The sequence below is a fragment of the Sulfuricella sp. genome (assembly GCA_041651995.1).
Classification (GTDB): Bacteria; Pseudomonadota; Gammaproteobacteria; order Burkholderiales; family Sulfuricellaceae; genus Sulfurimicrobium.
The window spans coordinates 1-20,583 of sequence record JBAZID010000007.1; the positions used below are offsets into that span (position 1 = coordinate 1).

16 protein-coding genes are annotated in these 20,583 nt (G+C 61.6%); 5 read left to right on the forward strand and 11 right to left on the reverse strand.

The genetic code is table 11. The features are described from left to right. Both WC392_10175 and WC392_10180 read left to right on the forward strand, forming a co-directional pair. On the forward strand, positions 1–411 hold a 411-nt coding region (locus tag WC392_10175), incomplete at its 5' end, for an MBL fold metallo-hydrolase (GenBank protein MFA5242723.1). A 112-nt stretch (positions 412–523) separates the two neighbouring features. Continuing rightward, the gene (locus WC392_10180) at positions 524–832 is read left to right on the forward strand and encodes a hypothetical protein (GenBank protein ID MFA5242724.1); all 309 of its coding nucleotides are present in this window, start codon (positions 524–526) and stop codon (positions 830–832) included. Positions 833–901: 69 nt separating this feature from the next. Here WC392_10180 and WC392_10185 read toward each other — a convergent pair whose 3' ends face one another. Next, positions 902–1,405, reverse strand: a complete 504-nt coding sequence (locus tag WC392_10185; protein ID MFA5242725.1) for a hypothetical protein — start codon at positions 1,403–1,405, stop codon at positions 902–904. Between the two features lie 148 nt (positions 1,406–1,553). Here WC392_10185 and WC392_10190 point away from each other — a divergent pair, with 148 nt between their 5' ends. Further along, the gene (locus tag WC392_10190; protein ID MFA5242726.1) at positions 1,554–2,024 is read left to right on the forward strand and encodes a peroxiredoxin; all 471 of its coding nucleotides are present in this window, start codon (positions 1,554–1,556) and stop codon (positions 2,022–2,024) included. Continuing rightward, on the forward strand, positions 2,021–2,515 hold the full coding sequence (locus WC392_10195; GenBank protein MFA5242727.1) for a peptidylprolyl isomerase: 495 nt from the start codon (positions 2,021–2,023) through the stop codon (positions 2,513–2,515). Before WC392_10190 ends, WC392_10195 begins: the two co-directional genes overlap by 4 nt. A gap of 116 nt (positions 2,516–2,631) precedes the next feature. Here WC392_10195 and mutS read toward each other — a convergent pair whose 3' ends face one another. Further along, positions 2,632–5,193, reverse strand: coding sequence for a DNA mismatch repair protein MutS (gene mutS / locus WC392_10200; GenBank protein ID MFA5242728.1), 2,562 nt, complete (start codon positions 5,191–5,193; stop codon positions 2,632–2,634). A 249-nt stretch (positions 5,194–5,442) separates the two neighbouring features. Here mutS and WC392_10205 point away from each other — a divergent pair, with 249 nt between their 5' ends. Then, positions 5,443–7,881, forward strand: coding sequence for a PAS domain-containing protein (locus tag WC392_10205; protein ID MFA5242729.1), 2,439 nt, complete (start codon positions 5,443–5,445; stop codon positions 7,879–7,881). A gap of 232 nt (positions 7,882–8,113) precedes the next feature. On the opposite strand, the gene WC392_10210 is transcribed toward WC392_10205, so the two are convergent. The 9 genes from WC392_10210 to WC392_10250 all read right to left on the reverse strand — a co-directional run bounded on the left by WC392_10210 (position 8,114) and on the right by WC392_10250 (position 20,580). Then, positions 8,114–8,671 carry a response regulator gene (locus WC392_10210; GenBank protein ID MFA5242730.1) on the reverse strand — a complete coding sequence of 186 codons (558 nt, stop codon included), beginning with the start codon at positions 8,669–8,671 and terminating at the stop codon, positions 8,114–8,116. Positions 8,672–8,673: 2 nt separating this feature from the next. After that, the gene (locus WC392_10215; GenBank protein ID MFA5242731.1) at positions 8,674–10,002 is read right to left on the reverse strand and encodes an HD domain-containing phosphohydrolase; all 1,329 of its coding nucleotides are present in this window, start codon (positions 10,000–10,002) and stop codon (positions 8,674–8,676) included. After that, entirely contained in the window at positions 9,999–12,866 is a 2,868-nt protein-coding gene (locus tag WC392_10220; protein ID MFA5242732.1) for a PAS domain S-box protein, read from the reverse strand. Before WC392_10220 ends, WC392_10215 begins: the two co-directional genes overlap by 4 nt. Before the next feature lie 179 nt (positions 12,867–13,045). Beyond that, positions 13,046–14,431 (reverse strand): ATP-binding protein, encoded by a 1,386-nt coding sequence (locus WC392_10225; protein MFA5242733.1) that lies wholly within the window; start codon positions 14,429–14,431, stop codon positions 13,046–13,048. 9 nt (positions 14,432–14,440) lie between these two features. Further along, a complete protein-coding gene (locus WC392_10230; GenBank protein ID MFA5242734.1) occupies positions 14,441–15,265 on the reverse strand; it encodes an HDOD domain-containing protein in 825 nt (274 codons plus the stop codon). 78 nt (positions 15,266–15,343) lie between these two features. Further along, complete coding sequence (locus tag WC392_10235) at positions 15,344–16,135, reverse strand: response regulator (GenBank protein MFA5242735.1); 792 nt, start codon at positions 16,133–16,135, stop codon at positions 15,344–15,346. Next, positions 16,132–18,306 (reverse strand): EAL domain-containing protein, encoded by a 2,175-nt coding sequence (locus WC392_10240; GenBank protein ID MFA5242736.1) that lies wholly within the window; start codon positions 18,304–18,306, stop codon positions 16,132–16,134. The genes WC392_10235 and WC392_10240 overlap by 4 nt, the downstream gene beginning before the upstream one ends. Further along, a complete protein-coding gene (locus WC392_10245; protein MFA5242737.1) occupies positions 18,299–19,510 on the reverse strand; it encodes an ATP-binding protein in 1,212 nt (403 codons plus the stop codon). The genes WC392_10240 and WC392_10245 overlap by 8 nt, the downstream gene beginning before the upstream one ends. Next, positions 19,507–20,580, reverse strand: coding sequence for a cobalamin-dependent protein (locus WC392_10250; GenBank protein ID MFA5242738.1), 1,074 nt, complete (start codon positions 20,578–20,580; stop codon positions 19,507–19,509). Before WC392_10250 ends, WC392_10245 begins: the two co-directional genes overlap by 4 nt. Between the last annotated feature and the right edge of the window lie 3 nt (positions 20,581–20,583).

Here is a 20,583-nt window from a genome sequence, read left to right on the forward strand (position 1 = left end):
GATGCCCGCGAACCGTCCCAGTTCGTCTTTGGTGACGGAGCGCGGCGTCTGGGCGTGCTGACTGACGCCGGTTGCTCAACCCCTCATATCGAGACCACTCTGAACGCTTGTCATGCGCTGGTCCTGGAATGTAATCACGATGCGGATATGCTGCGCAATGGCCCCTATCCGCCGGGCCTGAAGCAGCGAGTTGCGGGGCGTTTTGGACATCTGGATAACGAAGCGTCCGCGGCGTTACTGGGCAGGCTGGACGTGAGTCTGCTACAGCATGTGATTGCGGCGCACCTGAGTGAAAAGAACAACCTGCCTCATCTAGCTAAAGGGGCGTTGAGCCGGGTACTGGGTTGTGATGCGAATTGGATTGGAATTGCGGAACAGGAAGCCGGGTTCGAATGGCGGCAGATCATTTGAAATTTTTTGACGTAAAAAAAGCCAGCCCGAGGGCTGGCTTTTTCATTGCGCTAAGACCTGAATTACTTGGCAGGTTCAGCAGCAGGAGCGGCAGGAGCAGCAGCGTCAGCAGGTGCAGGAGCAGCAGCGTCAGCAGCAGGTGCAGCAGGTGCAACAGGTTCAGCAGCAGGGGCTGCAACAGGAGCCGGTGCTTCAACAACAGGAGCAGGAGCAGGAGCGGCTTCTTCTTTTTTACCGCAAGCAGACAAAGACAGGGCCAGCAGAGCGGCGAGCAGAACGGAATGTTTCATTGTTTCTTTCCTTTGAAAAATTACATGTAATTACGATAAAGTTGTCGGTTATTCCAAATGAATTCGGGGCGCCAACCGACGCGAAGTATTCTATATGCCTTCTCCGGGAAATGCTAGAGCTCGACCGGTAAAATATTATGAATAAGTAATTTACTGATATGCATTAATAAATCTTATGCAATCAACCCGTGTGGACCCGTTCATAAACCCAGCGTGGTCGGTGGTGCTGCGGGTTCGGATAGTTCCAGAATTTCGTTGAAGCGCCGGATCAGATCAAGCGCGGCATCCTTGTCGTTCAGGCTCAAAGCCGCACGAGGGTGGTCATAATGAAAACGATGCAAAAAGTGGGCGTCATCCGCGATGATGAAGGGGTCGGTTGCGATGCGCGCTTCAGCGGTTGTTTGATAAACATTGATCGCGTGACTGAACTGTCTGAGCAGATTCATCATGCGTGGGCATTCACTGGTCAGGTAGCGCGTGTCATGGAGGACGATAGCCAGCCGGTTCAAGCGGCTGGCAAGCAGGAAGCTTTGCAATAGCTCGAAGCGTTGCAGGCTGTTGTAACCCTCGCTGCGCAGATCGTAATCAAAAATGCGCAACTCGCGACTGGCTTGCTGGATGATGGTGTTGATGGCCTGTTCATATTCCAGCGGCCCTTCAAGGCGGCGATACTCGGGTGTGGCGGGGATGGTCGGTTCAGTCATGAGCCTTGCTCCAGCACGATGTAAGCAGCACAGTACCACTGCTATGGCAGGTTTTCCACTTTGCCGTGGGAGGCGCTCGAAAGTTTAGCCGTTTGGGAAAATCAGTTAGAATGTGCGCGCCATATCCTTAACGATGGATGAGACCCCGATGCTAGAAATTGGTCACCCCGCCCCCGCTTTTCGCTTGCCTGATTCCGATATGGAAATGCTGGGCCTGAAAGACTTCAAGGGCAAGAACCTGATCCTGTATTTCTATCCCAAGGACGATACGCCGGGTTGTACGATTCAGGCTATCGAGTTCAGTGAACTGGAAGAAGACCTTGCCCAGTTGAACACCGTGGTGCTCGGCGTCAGCCGGGATGACTGCATTTCCCATGCCGCATTTCGCGACAAGCATGGCCTTTCTGTCAGGCTGCTGGCCGATACCGAGGGCGAAATGTGCGAGAAATACGGGGTATGGCAGGAAAAAGAAAAGGACGGTGTAAAGAAAATGGGGATCGTTCGTTCCACTTTTATTATCGATAAACAGGGTGTATTGCGTCACGCGCTCTACAGCGTGAATCCCCGCGGCCATGCCGCTGAAGCGATGCGCCTTGTACAAACTCTGGAGCAAGCATGAAAATTGCAAAAAATACGGTTGTATCCATTCGCTACGAGCTGCGCAACAGCGAGGGCGAAGTGCTGGAACAAAGCGAAGAGGCCGTCAGCTACCTGCATGGCGGCTATGACGGAATTTTTCCGACGGTGGAAGAAGCGCTGCATGACAAGGCCGTGGGTGATAACTGCGAGATCACCCTGGAACCGGACCATGCTTTCGGCGAATACGACGCAGACCTGGTGCGGATCGAGCCGCGCAGCCAGTTTCCCGATGACCAGCTGGAAGTGGGCATGCAGTTTGAAGGTGCCGCGGATGGAACGGCGGATGGAGAAGATGAATGGATTCTCTACACCGTGACCGATGTGACCGATGACAAGGTGGTCGTGGACGGCAACCACCCCCTGGCCGGCCAGCGGCTGCTGTTCAAGTGCGAGGTCACCGAAGTACGCCCCGCCACGGCAGACGAAATCGCCCACGAGCACGCGCACGGCGAGCATGGGCATCATCATTGATAAGCGTGAGGGGTGAGGGGTGAGGGGTGAGGGGTGAGGAGTGAGGAGTAGAACCATGTTCGGAGCGGGCTTTTGACTTTTCGCCTCACCCCTCACGCCTCACCCCTCACCATTTACTACCCCATCTTCTTCAACCGGTAAACAAGCTCCAGAGCCTCCCTGGGGCTTAGCTCGTCCGGGTTCAGCTGTTTCAGCGCAGCGACTGCGGGGTGCTCCGCTTCCTCGGCGGGAGCCACTGCAAACAGATCTTGCTGCGGGCTGGCTTCCAGGCCTTGCTGTTCCAGTTGCAGCAGTCTTTTCTTCGCCTGCTGGATCACGCCTGCGGGCACGCCCGCCAGTTGCGCCACCTGCAGGCCGTAGCTCTGGCTGGCCGGGCCTTCTTCCACGCTGTGCAGAAACACGATGCGGTCGCGATGCTCCACGGCATCGAGATGCACGTTGGCGACTTGCCTGAATTCCTGCGCGAGCTGGGTCAGTTCGAAATAATGAGTGGCGAACAGGGTGTGGCAGCGGGTCTTGGCTATCAGCTGGCGCGCGATGGCCCAGGCCAGCGCCAGGCCGTCGAAGGTCGAAGTGCCGCGCCCAATTTCGTCCAGCAGCACCAGGCTGTTTTCCGTGGCGTTGTGCAGGATATTGGCGGTTTCCGTCATTTCCACCATGAAGGTGGAGCGCCCGCCGGCCAGGTCGTCGGAGGCGCCGATGCGGGTGAAAATCTGGTCCACCGGGCCGATGCGCGCGTCCTGCGCCGGGACAAAGCTGCCGCAGTAGGCCAGCAGCACGATCAGCGCGGTCTGCCGCATGTAGGTCGATTTGCCGCCCATGTTGGGGCCGGTGATGAGCAGCATCTGGCGCGTGCGGGAAAGCCGGGTGTCGTTGGCGATAAAATTTTCGGCCTGGTTTTCCACCACCAGGTGCCGCCCCGCCTGAATGTCGATCACCGCCTCCTCGCAGAATTCCGGCGCAGTCAGGTTCAGCGCCCCGGCGCGCTCGGCGAGGGCCGCCAGCACATCCAGCTCGGACACCGTGGCAGCGATGGCCTGCAAGGCGGCAAGGTGGGGCTGGAGCGTATCCAGCAGGCCTTCATACAGCAGCTTCTCGCGCGCCAGCGCGCGTTCCGAGGCGGACAGTGCCTTGTCCTCGAAGGCTTTCAGTTCGGGCGTGATGTAGCGCTCGGCATTTTTCAGGGTCTGGCGGCGGCGGTAGTCCTCCGGCACATTGTCCGCCTGGGCGCGGCTGACCTCGATGTAGAAGCCGTGCACCCGGTTGTATTCGACCTTGAGGTTGGCAATGCCGCTGCGTTCGCGCTCGCGGGCTTCCAGGTCCAGCAGGAAATCGCCGCAATTGGTCTGGATGGCGCGCAGCTCGTCCAGTTCGGCGTCAAAGCCGCTGGCGATGACGCCGCCTTCGCGCAGCACGCTGCTGGGCTCGTCCATGATCGCCAGGCGTAATGTGTCAGTGATGTGCTGCGGCGCCGTGGTGGCGAGATCGAGCTCCCTGAGGCGCGGGCTGTCGAGGCTCCCCAGGATGCCCTGCAAGCGGGGCAGCAGCGCCAGGCTGTCGCGCAGGCCGGACAGGTCGCGCGGGCGGGCGCTGCGCAGGGCGATGCGCCCGGTGATGCGCTCGATGTCCGCGCACTGCCGCAGGATTTTGTGGATGGCCTGGTGGGGTGCGGCGCCGCCATCGCCCAGCAGCGTGGCGATGGCGTCCTGGCGGCCGCGCAAGATGCCGTAATCGCGCAGCGGGTGGTGCAGCCAGTGGCGCAGGGCGCGGCTGCCCATGCCGCTGGCGCAGGTGTCGAGCAGGGACAGCAGGGTGGGCGATGTCTCGCCGCGCAAGGTTTCGCTGATTTCCAGGTTGCGCCGCGCGGCGGCGTCGAGCAGCACATAGTCGCTCTCGCGCTCCACGCGCAAACTCTGGATGTGGGGCAGCTTGCCGCATTGCGTGGTCTGGGCATACTCCAGCAAGGCGCCAGCGGCGGCAATCGCCGGATTCAGGCCGGTGCAGCCGAAACCATCCAGGTCGCGGGTGCCGAACTGGGTGATCAGCTTGTGCTGGGCGGAATCCGCATCGAACTGCCAGGGCGCCAGTGTCTTGGTGGCACATTTTGTACTGGCCAGGGCGGCATGGGTGAAGCCATCGGGATACAGTATTTCCGACGGCCCGAGCCGTTCCAGCACCGCGCCAAGCTGCTCCGGCGCCATTTCCATCAGCGTGAAGCGGCCGCTGGCCAGGTTCAGCCAGGCCGCGCCGAGCTGGTTCCGCCCCTTAACCCCCCCCGCCCCCCCCTTGTCAGGGGGGGAAGTTGAGAGGGCCAGCAGCAGGCTGTCGCGCTTGTCGTCGAGCAGGGCGGCATCGGTCAGCGTGCCGGGTGTGATGATGCGCGCCACCTTGCGCTCAACCGGGCCTTTCGAGGTGGCCGGGTCGCCCACCTGTTCGCAGATGGCCACCGTTTCACCCAGCTTGACCAGCTTGGCGAGGTATTGCTCGGCCGCGTGATAGGGAACGCCCGCCATCTTGATCGGCTCACCCGCGGAAACGCCGCGCGTGGTGAGGGTGATGCCCAGCAACCGGGCTGCCCGCTCCGCATCACTGAAAAACAGCTCGTAAAAATCCCCCATGCGGTAAAACAGCAGCATGCCGGGGTGTTCCGCCTTGATGCGCAGGTATTGCACCATCATCGGCGTGTGTTTTTCAATGCCCTGGGAAGGGTCTTGTTTTGTCTTATCTAACAATTTGTTACGATACCCACGGTGAGATCAGGATTGGCCGGCTGGAAAGACGTATTTTATCCGAACTGCGGCAGCCGAAGCAGAAATGTCAATGTTGTGTTGCTACGCAACGCCTGGCGGGTTACGCAAAAAACGCTAACCCACCCTACATTGCTGTTCCTGTCCGGTTTTGATGCGAAATGAGTTAACAGGCCCTAAATGAACAATTTGAAAATGAGCATGCAGCCGCCTCTGACCAAACGGCGTTCCTTTCTGTTTCGCTGGCGGATTCTTGCCGCCGGGCTATTGGCTCTCGGTGCGCTTCTTGCCTACAACCTTTACCTTGACCATGTTCATGTCGATACGGTTGAGCGGGAGGTGCTGTCCGCGCAGGCCAGGGTGGTGGATGAAAACATGGCGAGCCAGCTGGATTCGATCAATCGGGCGCTGGCGGGCATTCGCAATGAGCTGCCGCGCTGGGAGCGGCTGAAGGACGGCAGGGAACAGGCCACGCATCGCCTGAAAGCGCTCAGCGAAGCAATGACCGGCGTGCGCACCATGCTGGTTCTGGATGCCCGGGGCATCGTGACCATTTCCAACCGGGAACAGCTGATTGGGCGTGATTTCAACCAGCGCGAATACTTTCAGATGCCGCTGCGCGACCCCGATCCGGAAACCCTCTATGTCAGCCCTCCGTTCAGGACCGTGCTCGGGGTTTTCGCCATCACCGTGTCGCGCGCCATCATTGGCCTGGATGGGCGGTTCGCGGGCATTGTTTGCGCCACCCTGGACCCCGAGGAATTCGAGGTGCTGATAAATTCGGTGCGTTATGCGCCGGAAGTGTGGTCAGCCCTGGCACATGGCGACGGCAGGTTGTTCATGATGACGCCGGAGCGGAAGGGAGTGCCGGGCCTGGACCTGGCCAAACCCGGCACTTTTTTTACCCGCCACCGGGATAGCGGCAGGCAGGCCAATACGATGAGTGGCATCGTTTATGCCACTGGCGATGAGCGCATGATCTCGCTGCGCACCATCCAGCCGCCGGCATTGCGCATGAACAAGCCCATGGTGGTGGCCGTGGCGCGCGACATGGACGCCATCTTTGCCTCCTGGCGCCGCGATGCGTATTTGCAGGGCGGCTTGTATGTTTCCCTGGTGCTGGTCTGTGTGATCGGCCTGTTTTTTTACCAGCGCCGCCAGCGCGATTACGATCTGCTGGCCGCCAGCCAGGAGGAAGCGCAACGGAAAGCGGCCGAGCGCCTCAAGCTGGCGACCGAGGCCGCCGGGGTGGGGGTGTGGGAATATGACCTGGCGAGCGGAGAACTCGTCTGGGATGATTCCATGTTTGCCATCTATGGCATGGATCCTGCGTTGTTTACCCATGTCTACGAGGCATGGCGTAACAGCGTGTTGCCGGAGGATATCGAGCTGGCCGAAGCCGTAACCAGGGAAGCGGTTGAACAGGGCCAGCCCTTCGACAGTTGCTTCCGCATTCGCCGCGGAGATGGACAGATACGCAGTATTCGCTCCATAGCGAGGGTTCATCACGATGAGTCCGGCCGGGCTGTGCGCATGGTCGGCACCAACGAGGACATCACCGATCGCAAGCAGGCCGAGGACGCCTTGCGGGCCAGCCAGGCCTCGCTGAAGGCCTTGCTGGACAACACGCCTTATCTGATGTGGCTGAAGGATACCGGCAGCCGTTTTGTCGCGGTCAACAAGGCCTTTGTTCTCTCCAGCGGAAAAGCCAGCGCGGCGGAAATCATCGGTAAAACAGATTTCGACCTTTGGCCGGAGGAACTGGCTGAGCGCTATCGGGCGGAAGACGTCGAGGTGATGACCACCTTGCAGCAGAAACTGGTCGAGGAACAGGAAATCCATCTTGGGCAGCCTTGCTGGATGGAAACCTTCAAGACGCCCATTCTGAATCAGGATGGCCAGCTGCTGGGGACGGCCGGTTTTGCCCAGGACACCAGCGAGCGCAGGGAAAGGGAGCGGCAGCGCCTGGCCGACGCGGTGGCACACCGCGATACCCTGGTGCGCGAGGTGCATCACCGCATCAAGAACAATCTGCAAAGCGTGGCCGGCCTGCTGAGGCTGGAACTGGGCAAGTATCTGGAAATGAATCCGCGGCTTGAAACGGCGATCTGCCAGGTCTATGCCATCGCTGCGGTCCATGGCCTGCAAAGCGCCGGGCCCGAAGAGGCTATCCTCCTCTCCGATACGGTGAGAGAAATCTGCCATGGAGTTCAGGAACAATTCCAGCGCCCGGTCGTTTTCCGGGTTGAAGATGACCGGCCCGGCTTCGCGCCAGTTCAGCTCGACAAGGATGAGGCGGTTGCCGTTGCCCTGGTGCTGAATGAGCTGATTCTCAACGCGGTCAAGCATACGCCCCAGGGCGGCGTCGATCCGGTGGTGGAATTGTGGACCGATGGCTGTCGTGCCCGGGTTTCCATCCACAATAGCCTGGCCGGGGAAGAAGACTTCGATTTCGCCAGCAGCAGGGGCGTCAATACCGGCCTGCGCCTGGTGCGTTCGCTGCTGCCGAAGCAGGGGGCTGAATTACGCTATGAAAAAGACGGGGAAAATTTCATGGTGACCCGTCTGGTCCTGACAGCGCCGGTCGTTGAAGCGGTACGCCAGGGAAACTCTGAATAAGCCTGAAAACCATATTCCACCGCAAAGGGCGCAAAGTCTCATGTAGGTTGGGTTAGGCGCGGTTTTTGCGCCGTAACCCAACAAACCCGAACATCAAGAACAGGTTTTGAAGTTTGGGTTTGTTGGGTTACGCGATAAGGCCGCTAACCCAACCTACATGGGACTTTAAGCCTCCCCTGACAAGGGGAGGTTTGGAGGGGTTTGTTTGCGAAGATTCATGTGCTACATGGCACTAGTCCTCGCTGAAATCCAGAATCACTGACCCGTCCGGCCCCCAGTTGACCTGGGTGATGCCCGGTTCCTGTTCCTCCAGGCGCTTGCGTTCGAGTTCCTGGGCTGTCATCGCGCCTTTCTCGACGCGCGCCTTGTCGGCGAGATGCAGGTTTTCCAGCATCAGGTTGCGGTAAGCCAGTGCCTGGGCAATGCTCGACACCAGCTCGTAATCGTTCCACGGCTTGTTGAGGAAGCGGTAAATCTGCGCCTCGTTGATGGCGCCGATCACGGCGTTGAGGTCGGCGTAGCCGGACAGGATCAGGCGCGCGGCATGGGGCTGGATCTCCTTGAATTCCCTGAGGAAGGCAACGCCATCCTTGCCGGGCATGCGGTAATCCGATAGCACCAGGTCCACCGCGTTGTGCTGCGCGTAATTCAGGGCCTCGGCGGCGGAGGTGAAGATCTCCACTTTGACCGGGTATTCCACGCCTTCGTATATGCACGGCGTGTTGATCAGTAAGCGGCGCAATGCCTTGAGAATGTTTTCCTCGTCATCCACCAGCATGATGCGATACATATTCAATCTCCTTTTTTGGTGCTGATGTGGAGCGTCAGGGCGCGGCCTGACGATCGCTCGAAATTGCGGATCTGCTCGATGATGACCTCGGTCAGCACGAAATCACGCGAGAGCAGCATGATGCCCTCGGAGGTGACCAGGTCGCGCGACAGACTCATGCCCGGCTTGAGCAGGGAGGGCTTGATCTCGATTTCGGCCGTGGCGGATTTGACCTGCCCGCCCATCATGGGGGCGAACACGTCCACCACTTCGGGGTCATAGCGCTTGCCGCGGCCCTCGACAATATAGGTCACGGCTTCGCTCTGTGTCAGCCGTTTGCTGAGCAGGGTGCCGATCTGCACGGCATCGTAATCATTCGCCAGCGCCAGAATACGCGCGCCGGCGGGAATCGCCAGGCCGGACAGGCCGTCCGGAAAACCCATGCCGTCCCAGCGCTCGTGGTGAGACCTGATCAGCCTGGCCGCGCCGTGCAACTGCTCAAGGCCCATGAGCGCCGCCTGGCCCGTCGCGGGGTGGCGCAGCACTTCATCGCGCTCTTCCCCGGCCAGGGTGACGAAGGGTTTGGTCAGCACCTTGTCGGGCAGGCCGATCTTGCCGATATCATGCAGCAGGGCGGCGGCGAAAATGTCATTGACTTCGCTGTCGGAGAGATTCATGCGCTTGGCCAGGGTGCGCGCCAGGTCGGCCACGCGCCTGGAATGTCCGGCCAGGCTGCGCTCCCTGAGCTCGATCAGGTTGGAAAAGACCTTGAGCGAGGTGATGAAGTTTTCCTTCAGCTTCTTGTTGGCCAGCTCGAGAAACCCCATGGTCTGGCGGACTTCCTGGGTACGTTCCTGCACCTTGGCTTCCAGATTGGCATTCAGCTCCTTGAGTTCCTCGTTCTGGCGCAGCGCCAGTTCTTCCAGCCGCAGTTTTTCACGCTCGAGGTTCTTCAGTTCCAGGGCCTGCTTCACCAGCAGAACGATGTCGTCGTCGTTCCACGGCTTGGCGACATAGCGGTATATCTCACCCTTGTTGATGGCGGCAATGGTGGAGCTCACGTCGGCATAGCCGGTCAGCAGGATGCGCATGGTGTCGGGCCACTTCTGGCGCACCTGTTCGAGGAACTGGGCGCCGTCCATATTGGGCATGCGCATGTCCGAGATCACCAGGTCCACCGGCTCGCGTTCGAGCACCTCCAGGCCGGGTGCACCGCCTTCAGCGGTATGTATCTTGTAGCCATGGGGGCGGAACAGGCGGCGCAAGGCGCTGAGAATATTGGGTTCGTCATCCACGAACAGCAAGGTGGCGGAAGAGGATGGCTGGTCCGGGCTGGGCTGTATATCACTCATGAGGCTTTCTCTGCTTGTTTCACCGGCAGCCGGACACGGAATGTCGTGCCCACGCCGGGCGTGCTCTCCACCTGGATGAGCCCATGGTGGTTCGTCACGATACCATAGGATAGCGACAATCCAAGTCCGGTGCCTTTTCCGACCGGCTTGGTGGTGAAGAAAGGTTCAAAAATGCGCTTGAGATTCGCCGCATCAATCCCCTTGCCGGTGTCGGTGACTTCCACCCACACCTGATCACCTTCCTGGCCGGTACGGATGGTGATGGTGCCGCGGTTTTCGATGGCATGGCCCGCGTTGACCAGCAGATTCATGAACACCTGGTTCAACTGCGAGGGGATGCATTCGACTTCGGGCAATACGCCGTATTCCTTGACCACTTCCGCCTTGTACTTGAGTTCGTTCCACACGATGTTGAGCGTGCTGTCCAGGCCCTTATGCAAATCGCTCCACTGCCATTCCGCCTCATCCACATGGGAGAAATCCTTGAGGTCCTGCACGATCTTTTTCACCCGGACAATGCCTTCCTTGGACTCGTGCATGAGGGAGGGAATGTCCTCCTTGAGGAAGGGAAGATCGAGGGAGTCCTTGTAGGCCCTGATCCTGGAGAGGCTGGCGCTGTTGGGCGGGAATTCGCCCTCGGCGCTTTCGAACAGGTCGAGCATGGAAAACAGGTCGTGAATGTATTTTTCCAGCGTACCGAAGTTGGAATACACATAACCGATCGGATTGTTGATCTCGTGCGCCACGCCCGCCGCCAGCTGGCCGATGGAAGCCATCTTCTCGGATTGCAGCAACTGGCCCTGGGCCTCCTGCAGTTTCGTGATCAGATTCTGCTGCTCCGCCCGTTCCCGGGACAGGGCCTGATTGGTGTCGCGCAGGCTGGCCATCAGTTCGCCCCGCTCCAGGATATGCTCCACTTCGCGCGCGACCATCTCCACCAGCATTTCGTCCTGATCCGTGAAAGGTACCCCGCCGTCCTTGTCCGTCAGGTAAATCACGCCCCGGGTCACGCCGCTGACATTGAGCGGCACCCCCAGCAGGCTGTTCATCGGCGGGTGGCCGGGCGGGAAGCCGCAGGAGCGCGGGTCATCGGCAATGCGGTTGATGCGCGTGATGGTGTTTTCTCGGTAAAACGCCTGGAGCAGGCCCTTGCCCACCGGATAGGGGCCGATTTTCTGCCGCTCTTCCTCGGAGATGCCTTCGGTCAGGAATTGCTGTAGCTTGCCGCCTGCGTCGAAGCGGCCGATCGCGCCGTATTTCGCGCCGGTCAGGGACATCGCGTCGCTCAGAACGCTGTGGTAAAAGGCATCCGCATCGCCGCTGCCGGAAAAGCTCGCATCGGCATGCCGCACCTGTTCCATGGTGTCGTGGTAGAGCACCATGCGCACATTCGCCTCCGCCAGCGAGTCCATCTTCTGTTCGTTGTCCAGTTCCGCCTGCCTGAGCTGGGCATGCGTCTTTTCCAGGTCGCGGCTGGCTGCCTGCAATGCCACAAAGCTGGATTTGAGCTCGTCGTGCGCCTGCATGAGCTCACTGGTGTCACGTATCGAGGCGATGAACAGGCGCCTGCCGTCCAGCTGCATTTCACCCAGCGTCATTTCCATGGGGAACACCGAACCATCCTTGCGCAAACCCCGCAGCTCGCGCGGGCCGTGGCCGATCACCCGGGCCAGGCCGCTGTCCAGATACCTGCGCATGCCTTCATCATGCTTGCTGCGGTCAGATTCCGGCATCAGCATGTTGACATTTCTGCCGATGACCTCGGCTGCGGAATAACCAAAAATCCGGGCGGCGGCATAATTGCATGATTCGATCACACCCTCCTCATCGGTGGTGACAATCCCGTCCGCCGTGTTGTCCAGAATGCCATGCACCCGCGTTCTGGCATTCACCACCTCGCGCAGCAGCGGCCCCATCCGCCAGCGCAGCAGGGCAAAACCGAGCGCCAGCAGCGCGGCGAGGAAAGGAACGATCCACAGCAAATTCCCGCGGATCGGCTGCAGCAACTCGTTCCGGTCGATTTTCACCACCATCCCCAGCCCGCTGTCGCCCACCGGGCTGTAGGCGTCGAATACTTCATGGCCACGATAGTCGAGCGTGGTGTTCACCCCGCTTTTCCCCTCTATGGCCAGGCTCAGGGGCAACCACTCGCCAGCTATGCTGCGCGGACTATCGAAAGGCTGCGGGCGGTGACGGGTGGGAAAGCAGCGCATCTGCCCGGCCGACAGGGCCGCGCAGAGCGCAATCTCCCCGGTTTTGCCGCTGCCGCGGTAATCAAGAAAGCTGGCGGTGAGGGTGGTCAGCGGGTGCTCCGTCCTGACTGTCCCGATTTTTGCCCCATTCTGCTGCATCGTCGCGGCCAGGCCGAGGTAAAAACCGTCATGCCAGATCAGGGTCGCGTTTTCCGGGTGGCGCAGGCTTACGCTGAACGGCTGGCGCAGAAATTCCCCGTTCATGGCCACCAGCTCGCCGCGCGCGTCGTACAACGCCAGCGCCGAAAGCTTCTGGTCGCGACGAACGGCATCCAGCACCACGCCGATTTCGCGCCGGGTTTCCTCATCCGCCGAGCCGGTGTTTATTGCCGCCATCATCCTGCCGAGATGCGGCCGCCGGTTGGCGATGCCATCGGCGATGGCAATGCCGCTATCGATTTCGTGGTGGAACAATACTGCCCGGTCGTTGAGCGTGCGCTCCAGGCCGTTTTCCAGCTTGGCCCTTAACTGCTGCGCCAGTACGGCGAACAGGATGGCCCCGGTGACCAGCACGGTGAGCACCAGGATTGCGGCGGCCAGCGCGCTGATGCGCCTTTCCTCGCCTTTTTCACCGAAAACGGTATCAAATATCTTTTTCTTGGTTTCAGTCACGGCACGCAAGATCCTCTTGTTTATTCACCCGGCCCTCAAATTCACGGGTAGGAGCGGCGCCCTTGTCCTCGGGTGCTTTGGCCGGGGGCTCGCCGCGATCCCTCGGCTCCGTGAGCGGAGCCGAGGCAATATCGGCCCGGGGGCGGGCCTCCAACATCCCCGGATATTCAAGGGCCGGATCAATCGCTTTCCTGTTTTACGGCCTGCCGCAGCGGCAGCCATACGCGGAAGGTCGTCCCCTGGCCCGGCGTGCTGTCCACCTCGATCTGGCCGTGGTGTTTTTTCACGATGCCATAGGACAGGGACAAGCCCAGCCCGGTGCCCTTGCCCACCGGTTTAGTGGTGAAAAAGGGATCGAAGATGCGGTTGAGATGTTCAGGCGCAATGCCCTTGCCGCTGTCGGCCACTTCCACCCACACCTGTTCGCCCGCCTGGCCGGTGCGCAGGGTGATGGTGCCGTGGTTCTCGATGGCGTGCGCGGCATTGACCATGAGGTTCATGAATACCTGGTTGAGCTGCGAGGGCAAGCACTCGATTTCCGGCAGATTGCCATATTCCTTGACCACTTCGGCCTTGTACTTGAGCTCGTTCCACACGATGTTTAGCGTGCTCTCCAGCCCCTGATGCAGATCGGTGATTTGCCATTCGGACTGGTCCACGTGGGAAAAGGTTTTCAGGTCGAGGACGATTTTCTTGACCCGCTCCAGCCCTTCCTTCGATTCCGCCAGGAGGTCGTGCAAATCCTCGCGCAGATAGGTGAGGTTGACCTTCTCCTTGAGCGCCCGCAATGCCAGCAGTTCCGGCGCATCACCGGAGAGGGTGCCATCGAGCTGCTCGTAGGCATCGAGCAGGGACAGCAGATCGTTCACATAGCGCCCCAGGGCGCTGATGTTGGAAGCCACATAACCGACCGGATTGTTGATTTCATGCGCCACACCGGCGGCAAGCTGGCCGATGGAAGCCATTTTTTCCGCCTGCAGCAACTGGCCCTGCGCCTCCTCCAGTTTCTGGTTGCTTGCCTGCAACTCCGCAATGCGCCGCTGCTGATCGAGCTGCAGCTGGATATTTTCCAGTGCCAGGCTGGCAAGATTGAGCACGGCGGTGCCCTGTTCGCGGTCGCTGTCGCCAAAGGCCGTTTTGTCCGCCGGGCGGTTCACGCTCAGGGCGCCAATCACCCGTTCGCGCAGCTTGAGCGGCCAGCACAAGGCCGAGCTTGGCGCTGCCTGCTCGCGCCGGCGCTGGATGCCCGGATATTTCTGCGGGTCGAGATCGCCATTGATCAGGAGCGGCTGGCCCTGCTGGGCAACCCAGCCCAGCACGCCGCTGCCCAGGGGAACCGTGCCGCCGATCACGCCCGGCGGCAATTCCATCCCGGCGACAATGGTGAGCATCGACTGGTCCTCGTTCAACAAGGCCAGCGAGCCGCTGCGGGCATCGAAACCGGCAACGATGTGGGCCAGCAGTTGCTGATAGATTTCGTCCGGTTTTTCCAGCAGCAGCGGGGATTGCCCGAGGCGATACAGGTCGTAGATCCACGACAGTTTGGTCATGCGGTCGAGCGCCATGGAATCTCCTCAGGCCAGCATCTGATTTTTGGCGGCTTCCACCTGCTCCGGCTGCGGCAGGCATTTTTCCAGCCGCTCCCGGTCCAGCTTCAAGGCATTGCTCAGGGCGGGTGGAATATGCGCGAACCATTGGTCCGCCGGCACTTGTTCTTCGCCCAGCCGCGCCAGTATCGCGGCGGCCTGCACGATGCCCGTCAGCAGCTGGAACGGCTGGTATTCGGGCTGGTAGTGGCGGCGAATCGCCTCCTCGATGACGGGCGGAAATTTCCAGCGGCGCGCCACCTCGGCGCCGAGTTCGGCATGATCGAAGCCCAGGGCGGCGCGCTCGGCCTCGATCAGGCCGTTTTCGCCCGCCTCCGTGGCCTGCCACAAGGCGGCGAAGCGCTCGTGGTCGCATACGTCCAGCACCATGATGCCGATGTCGTGCAGCAATCCGGCGGAGAAGGCCGTTTCGCTATCCTGGCGCAGGCATTTGGCCACGGCCCGGGCGTAGGTGGCGGTGTCCAGACTGCGCTGCCAGTGCCGCCTGTGGTCCACGCAGGCCGGGCTGGCGGTTGCGAAGGCATCGATGATGCCAGCGGACAGCACCAGGCTGCGCACCGTGCTGAAACCCAGTACCACCACGGCTTCCTGGATCGAGCCCACCTGGCGCGGCAGGCCGTAGAAGGCCGAATTGGCGACGCGCAACACCTTGGCGGTGAGCGCCTGATCCTGGCCGATTTTCTGCGCCAGATGCTGGCTGTCGAGCTCGGGATTGTCGAAGTTGCTGATCAGCTCCTGCACCACGGCGGGAATGGACGGCAACTGATGCAGATTGTTGAGAATTTCATTCATCGTGTTCTACCTGTTAAATTTCCGGGATGTAGGTCGGGCTTCAGCCCGAAATGTCGGGCTGAAGCCCGACCTACAGTCTCAAGTTGACTGCTCTGGTTGCTGCTGTGGCGAGAATGCCAGCACCATGCCCTGGGAATGGGACAGGCGGCCCATCGTGGTTTGCCAGCAGTGCATGGAGGTGCCGTCGGGCAGGGTAACGATGGCGTCCCCCGTGCAGGCCTGCAGCTCGGGTGGAATCAGCGCCTGGGCGGCCTCTCCCAGCAGCGCTTGCTCCCCGCCGCGGCCGAGCAGGTGATGGGCCATGGAATTGGCCACTACGATCACGCCTTCGTTGTCGATGCCGATCACGGCGACCGGCAGGGCTTCCAGAATCTCCTGCGAAACCTGCAGCATTTTCAGGTTGCGCGTCAGCTCGCGCGTTTTTTCCACCACGCGCTGTTCCATCTCGTTGTTGAGGCGGTGGTTCTCGCGCTTCATCTCGTAGCGCTGGAAGGCTTCCTCGATGTTGGCGCGCAGCAGCTCGTCCTCCCAGGGCTTGGTGAGGAACTTGTAGATGGCGCCCCGGTTGATGGCGTCCGTGATCGAATTCAGCTCGGTATAGCCGGAGAGCACGATGCGTATCGTGTCCGGGTAGCGGTCACGCACCTGCATGAGAAATTCCGAGCCGGTCATTTCCGGCATGCGCTGGTCGGAGACGATCACCCCGACTTCATTCTGCGCCAGCAGCTCCAGTCCTTCCTTGCCGCTGCCGGCGCGCAGGATGTGGTAGCCAAGCGGGCGCAGCAGCCGGGTCAGGGCGGAGAGGATGTTGGCCTCGTCGTCCACCAGCAGAATGGTGCGTTCCGGTTTTCCGGGCGTGACATTGATCATTTTATCTTTTCTCCGTTGTGCTCAGCGTTCTGCATTCCTGCTGTCTGCATTTTATCCTGCTTGGCCTCGTGGACCACGAAAGCTTCATGAATCTGCGCGCGTATCTGATCATCTTCCCAGGGCTTGCTGAGAAACCTGAAAATGGCGCCGCGGTTGATGGCCTCGGTCACCAGCGCCAGATCGGTATAGCCGGACAGCACGATGCGAATGGTGTCCGGATACATTTCCTTGACCCGGCAGAGAAATTCGGTGCCCTTCATGCCCGGCATGCGCTGGTCGGAAACAATCACCTGCACCTCGTTGAGCGCCAGCAGTTCCAGTCCTTCTTCCGCGCTGCTGGCTTTCAGGATGCGATAACCCTGGCCGCGCAGCACACGTTGCAGGGCATTGAGGATGAATGCCTCGTCATCGACCAGCAGCAGGGTGCGCACGCTGGCGGAGGGTTCCGCGCCGTGCGCATCCAGCATGCGCCCCGCGCGCTGCATGGCGGCGAATTCCCCGGCGGGCACCGGGCGGCTGAAAAAGAAGCCCTGCATTCTGTCGCAGCGGTGCCGCCGCAGCAGGCTGAGCTGTGCCTCGGTTTCGACGCCTTCGGCGATCACGCCGAGTTTCAGGCTGTGTGCCAGGGAAATGACGGACAGCGCGATGGCGGCAACATCCGGGTCGGTGGTGATGTCATGCACGAAAGAGCGGTCGATTTTCAGGGTGTCGATCGGGAAGCGCTTGAGATAATTCAGGCTGGAATAGCCGGTGCCGAAATCGTCGAGCGAGACCTTGACGCCGATTTCCTTTAATTGCCGCAGGATGGCGATGGTCTGGTCCGGGTTGCGCATCGCCGCGCTTTCGGTCACTTCCAGATCCAGGCAGCGAGCCTCGACTTCATTCTGGCGCAGCGCCTGTTCGACTACGCGGGACAGGTTTTCCTGCTGGAACTGGCGCGCCGAGACGTTCACGGACAGGACCATGTCCGGCAGCCCCTCGTCCTGCCAGGCCTTGAGCTGGCGGCACGCGGTTTCGATCACCCATTCCCCGATCGGCACGATCAGGCCGGTTTCCTCGGCCAGCGGTATGAAATCGGCGGGGGAGACCATGCCCAGCACCGGGTGGTTCCAGCGGATCAGCGCCTCGGCGCCGATCACGCGCCCGCTTTGCAGATCGGCCTGGGGCTGGTAATGCAGCACCAGTTCGCCCTGCTTCAGGGCGCCGCGCAGGCGGGTTTCGAGTTCAAGCCGTTCGAGCGTGCGGGCGTTGAATTCCGGCGAGTAGAACTGAAAGCTGTTGCGCCCCAGATCCTTGGCGCGGTACATCGCCACGTCCGCGTTTTTCATCAGATCGGCAGCCTGCTCGCCATCCTTGGGGTAGAGCGCCACACCCAGGCTGGCGGTGACGATCATGTCGTGACAATCCAGTTTCATGGGCGTTGCCACGGTCTCGATCAGGTGACGCGCCAGGGTGGCGGCATCGTCCTCGCTCGCCATGTCCGACATCACCACCATGAATTCGTCCCCGCCCAGCCGTGCCACGGTGTCGCCGGGGCGCACGCAGCGCGACAGGCGCCCGCCGACCTCGCGGATCAGGGCGTCGCCACAGGCGTGGCCGAGGGTGTCGTTGACCAGCTTGAAGCGGTCGATGTCGATCATCATGACCGCCACCAGCCGCCCGGCGCGGCGGGCGAACACGATCGCCTGTTCCAGCCGGTCGCCCAGCAGGCTGCGGTTGGCCAGCCCGGTGAGCGCATCGTGGGTAGCCTGGTGTTCGAGCTGCGCCTGATAGTTCAGGCGCTCGCTGGCATCGTTCTGCACGCCGATGAAATGCGTGACCCGGTTCTGCTCATCGCGTACCGGCGCGATCAGCAGCTCGTTCCAGAACATGCTGCCGTCCTTGCGGTAATTGCGCAGCACCGCGCGGCCCTCGCGCTGTTCGCGGATGGCGCTGCGCAATTCGAGAACGTCCGGCTGGTCGCGGTCGCCGTTCTGGAGGAAGCTGCAATTGCGCCCCAGCACTTCTTCCCGGCTGTAGCCGGTAATGCGCTCGAAGGCGGAGTTGACGTAGATCAGCGGGTTGTGCGGCTGGGTCGCGTCGGTGATCAGGATGGCGTTGAAGGTGGAGTCGATGGCGCGCTCCAGCAGGCGCAGTCTTTCCTGCTGCTGCTTGTGCGTGGCTTCAGTCATGGGCCTGCCGCCTGATGGGGAGCCGGATGCGCACCAGGGTTCCCTTGCCGGGCGTGCTTTCCGCCTCGATCCGGCCCTGATGCTGGGCGATGATGTTGAAGGCGGCGGACAGCCCCAGCCCGGTGCCCGTACCCACCGGCCGGGTGGTGAAGAAGGGCTCGAAAATGCGCGGCAGGATGTCCGGCGCGATGCCGCTGCCGCTGTCGCTGATTTCCACCCTCACCTGTTCGCCTTCCTGTCCGGTGCGCACCCGGATGACGCCCTTGCCCTCGATGGACTGGGCGGCATTGAGCAGGATGTTCATGAAGGCCTGGTTCAGTTGCGAGGGCTGGCATTCGATTTCCGGCGTTTCGCCATATTCCCGCACGATTTCGATCTTGCCCGAGATGGCGCCGCGCAATACCTCCAGGGTGCTGTCGAGGCAGCGCGGCAGGGTTTCCCACTGCCAGTTGCTGTCGCCATCGATGTGCGCGAAATCGCGCAGGTTCTGCACGATATCTTTCACCCGCGCGATGCCCGTGCGGCTTTCCCCCAGCAGCAGGGGAATGTCCTGGCGGAGAAAATCCAGGTCGAGTTCCTGCCACAGCGCCTCCAGGCGAGTTGCCTCTTCGCCCCGCGCGCACGCATCCAGGGCGCTGAACAGGTCGCGCAGGTAGCCCTCCAGCGAAGTCAGGTTGGAATACACGAAGCCGATGGGATTGTTGATCTCGTGCGCCACGCCCGCCGCGAGCTGGCCGATGCTGGCCATTTTTTCAGTTTGCACCAGCTGGCTTTGCGCCAGCGCCAGGAGCTGGTTCTTGCGCACCAGATCGCGCTCGATCTGCGCCATTTCCTCGTTCAGTTCGATCACCGAGCGGTTCAGCCGGGACAACTCGCGCACATCGTGCTCGGCCACGAGAAAGAGCCGCTCTCCCTCGCGGTAGACCATGCCATGCACGGAATACACAGCGGAAAGCGGCCCGATATTGAGAATCCCGCGATAAGCCACGCCATCCTCGCTCAGGGTGGCGGCGAGGCGGGAAAAGGGCGGATTGACGAACAGGCCGGAGACGTCCCATTCCCCGGCCGGCATGGCATCGCGTTCGCCCAGCATGAGAAAGCCGCGGTTGGCGTCGAGCAGCACGCCGTTGCCGTCGCATACGGCATACACCAGCGCGCTCAGCTCGCGCAGCGCGTCCTGGATGATGACGGGCGCGGCGTTCACATTGCCTCCTTCAGGCTGTCGCCGGCATGGGCGGCCCACAGGTCCGCGCCCAGCGCTTTCCACAATCCTTCCGCCTGGTTGGTGGCCAGTCCGCCGGCCAGGATGGCGGGGCACTGCGTTCCGAGTTCGGCGCGCAACTGTTCGACCAGCGCGCGGGCGGGCTTGATCTGGCCCGGCAGGGAGAGCGACAGGCCGAGCAGCTCCGGACGCCACTGCGCCACCTGGGCGAGCAGGTCCTTGCCCGGCACATCGGCGCCGAGAAACTGCACTTCCCATCCCGCCACCTCGAAGGCGTCGGACACCATGCGCAGCCCCAGGCTGTGCTGGTTGCCGGGCGCGCAGGCGAACAGCGCCCTGCGATTCAGGGGGGCGGCAAAATCGGCCTGGGCGAAAGCGCGCGCCATCACGGTCTGGGAAATCGCCGTCGCCAGGTGCTCCTGCGCCACGCTGATGCGGTTGTTTTGCCACAGCGCGCCGATTTCATACATCGCCGGCTGGATCACGCCCATGCCTATCTCGACCAGGCTGGTTTGCCGCGCCATCACCTCGAGCACGGTATTCGTCGCACCGGCCCGGTTGCCCGCGAGCAGGGCCTGAAGATAGTCGGCGCTTTGCGGCAGGCTGGGCGGCAGGAGACGCTGGTAGGCGGGGGCTTCGGCCACGCCGGGCGCGCCGGACAATGCCGCGATGCCCGCCTGCAACACGCTGTCCACGGCCGGGAGGTCGGCCGGGAGCAGACGTTCGCGAAAAAACTCCTGCAGCAGATGCAGCGATTCGGCCACGTGCCCGCCCGGCACGCCGCGGCTTTCCAGAACGGCATGCAGCCAGCGCGCGTAGTCGCTGAAGGGCGCGGGGCTGGCGCAGTTCAGGGCGGCGAGCAGGTATTCGAGATGGCGCTGGAGATCATCGCGGCAGGCGTTGCGCCCCTGTTCCCCGAAGCGTTGCAACAGCTCGGGGTGGCGCGCGTAAATCTGCCGGGTCACGGCGGCAACCGCCTCCGCAGCCAGGTTCTCGACCCCGGCCAGGGCTCCGGCTGTGAGCGCGGGGGTGATCGAGGCTGATTTTTCCATCCG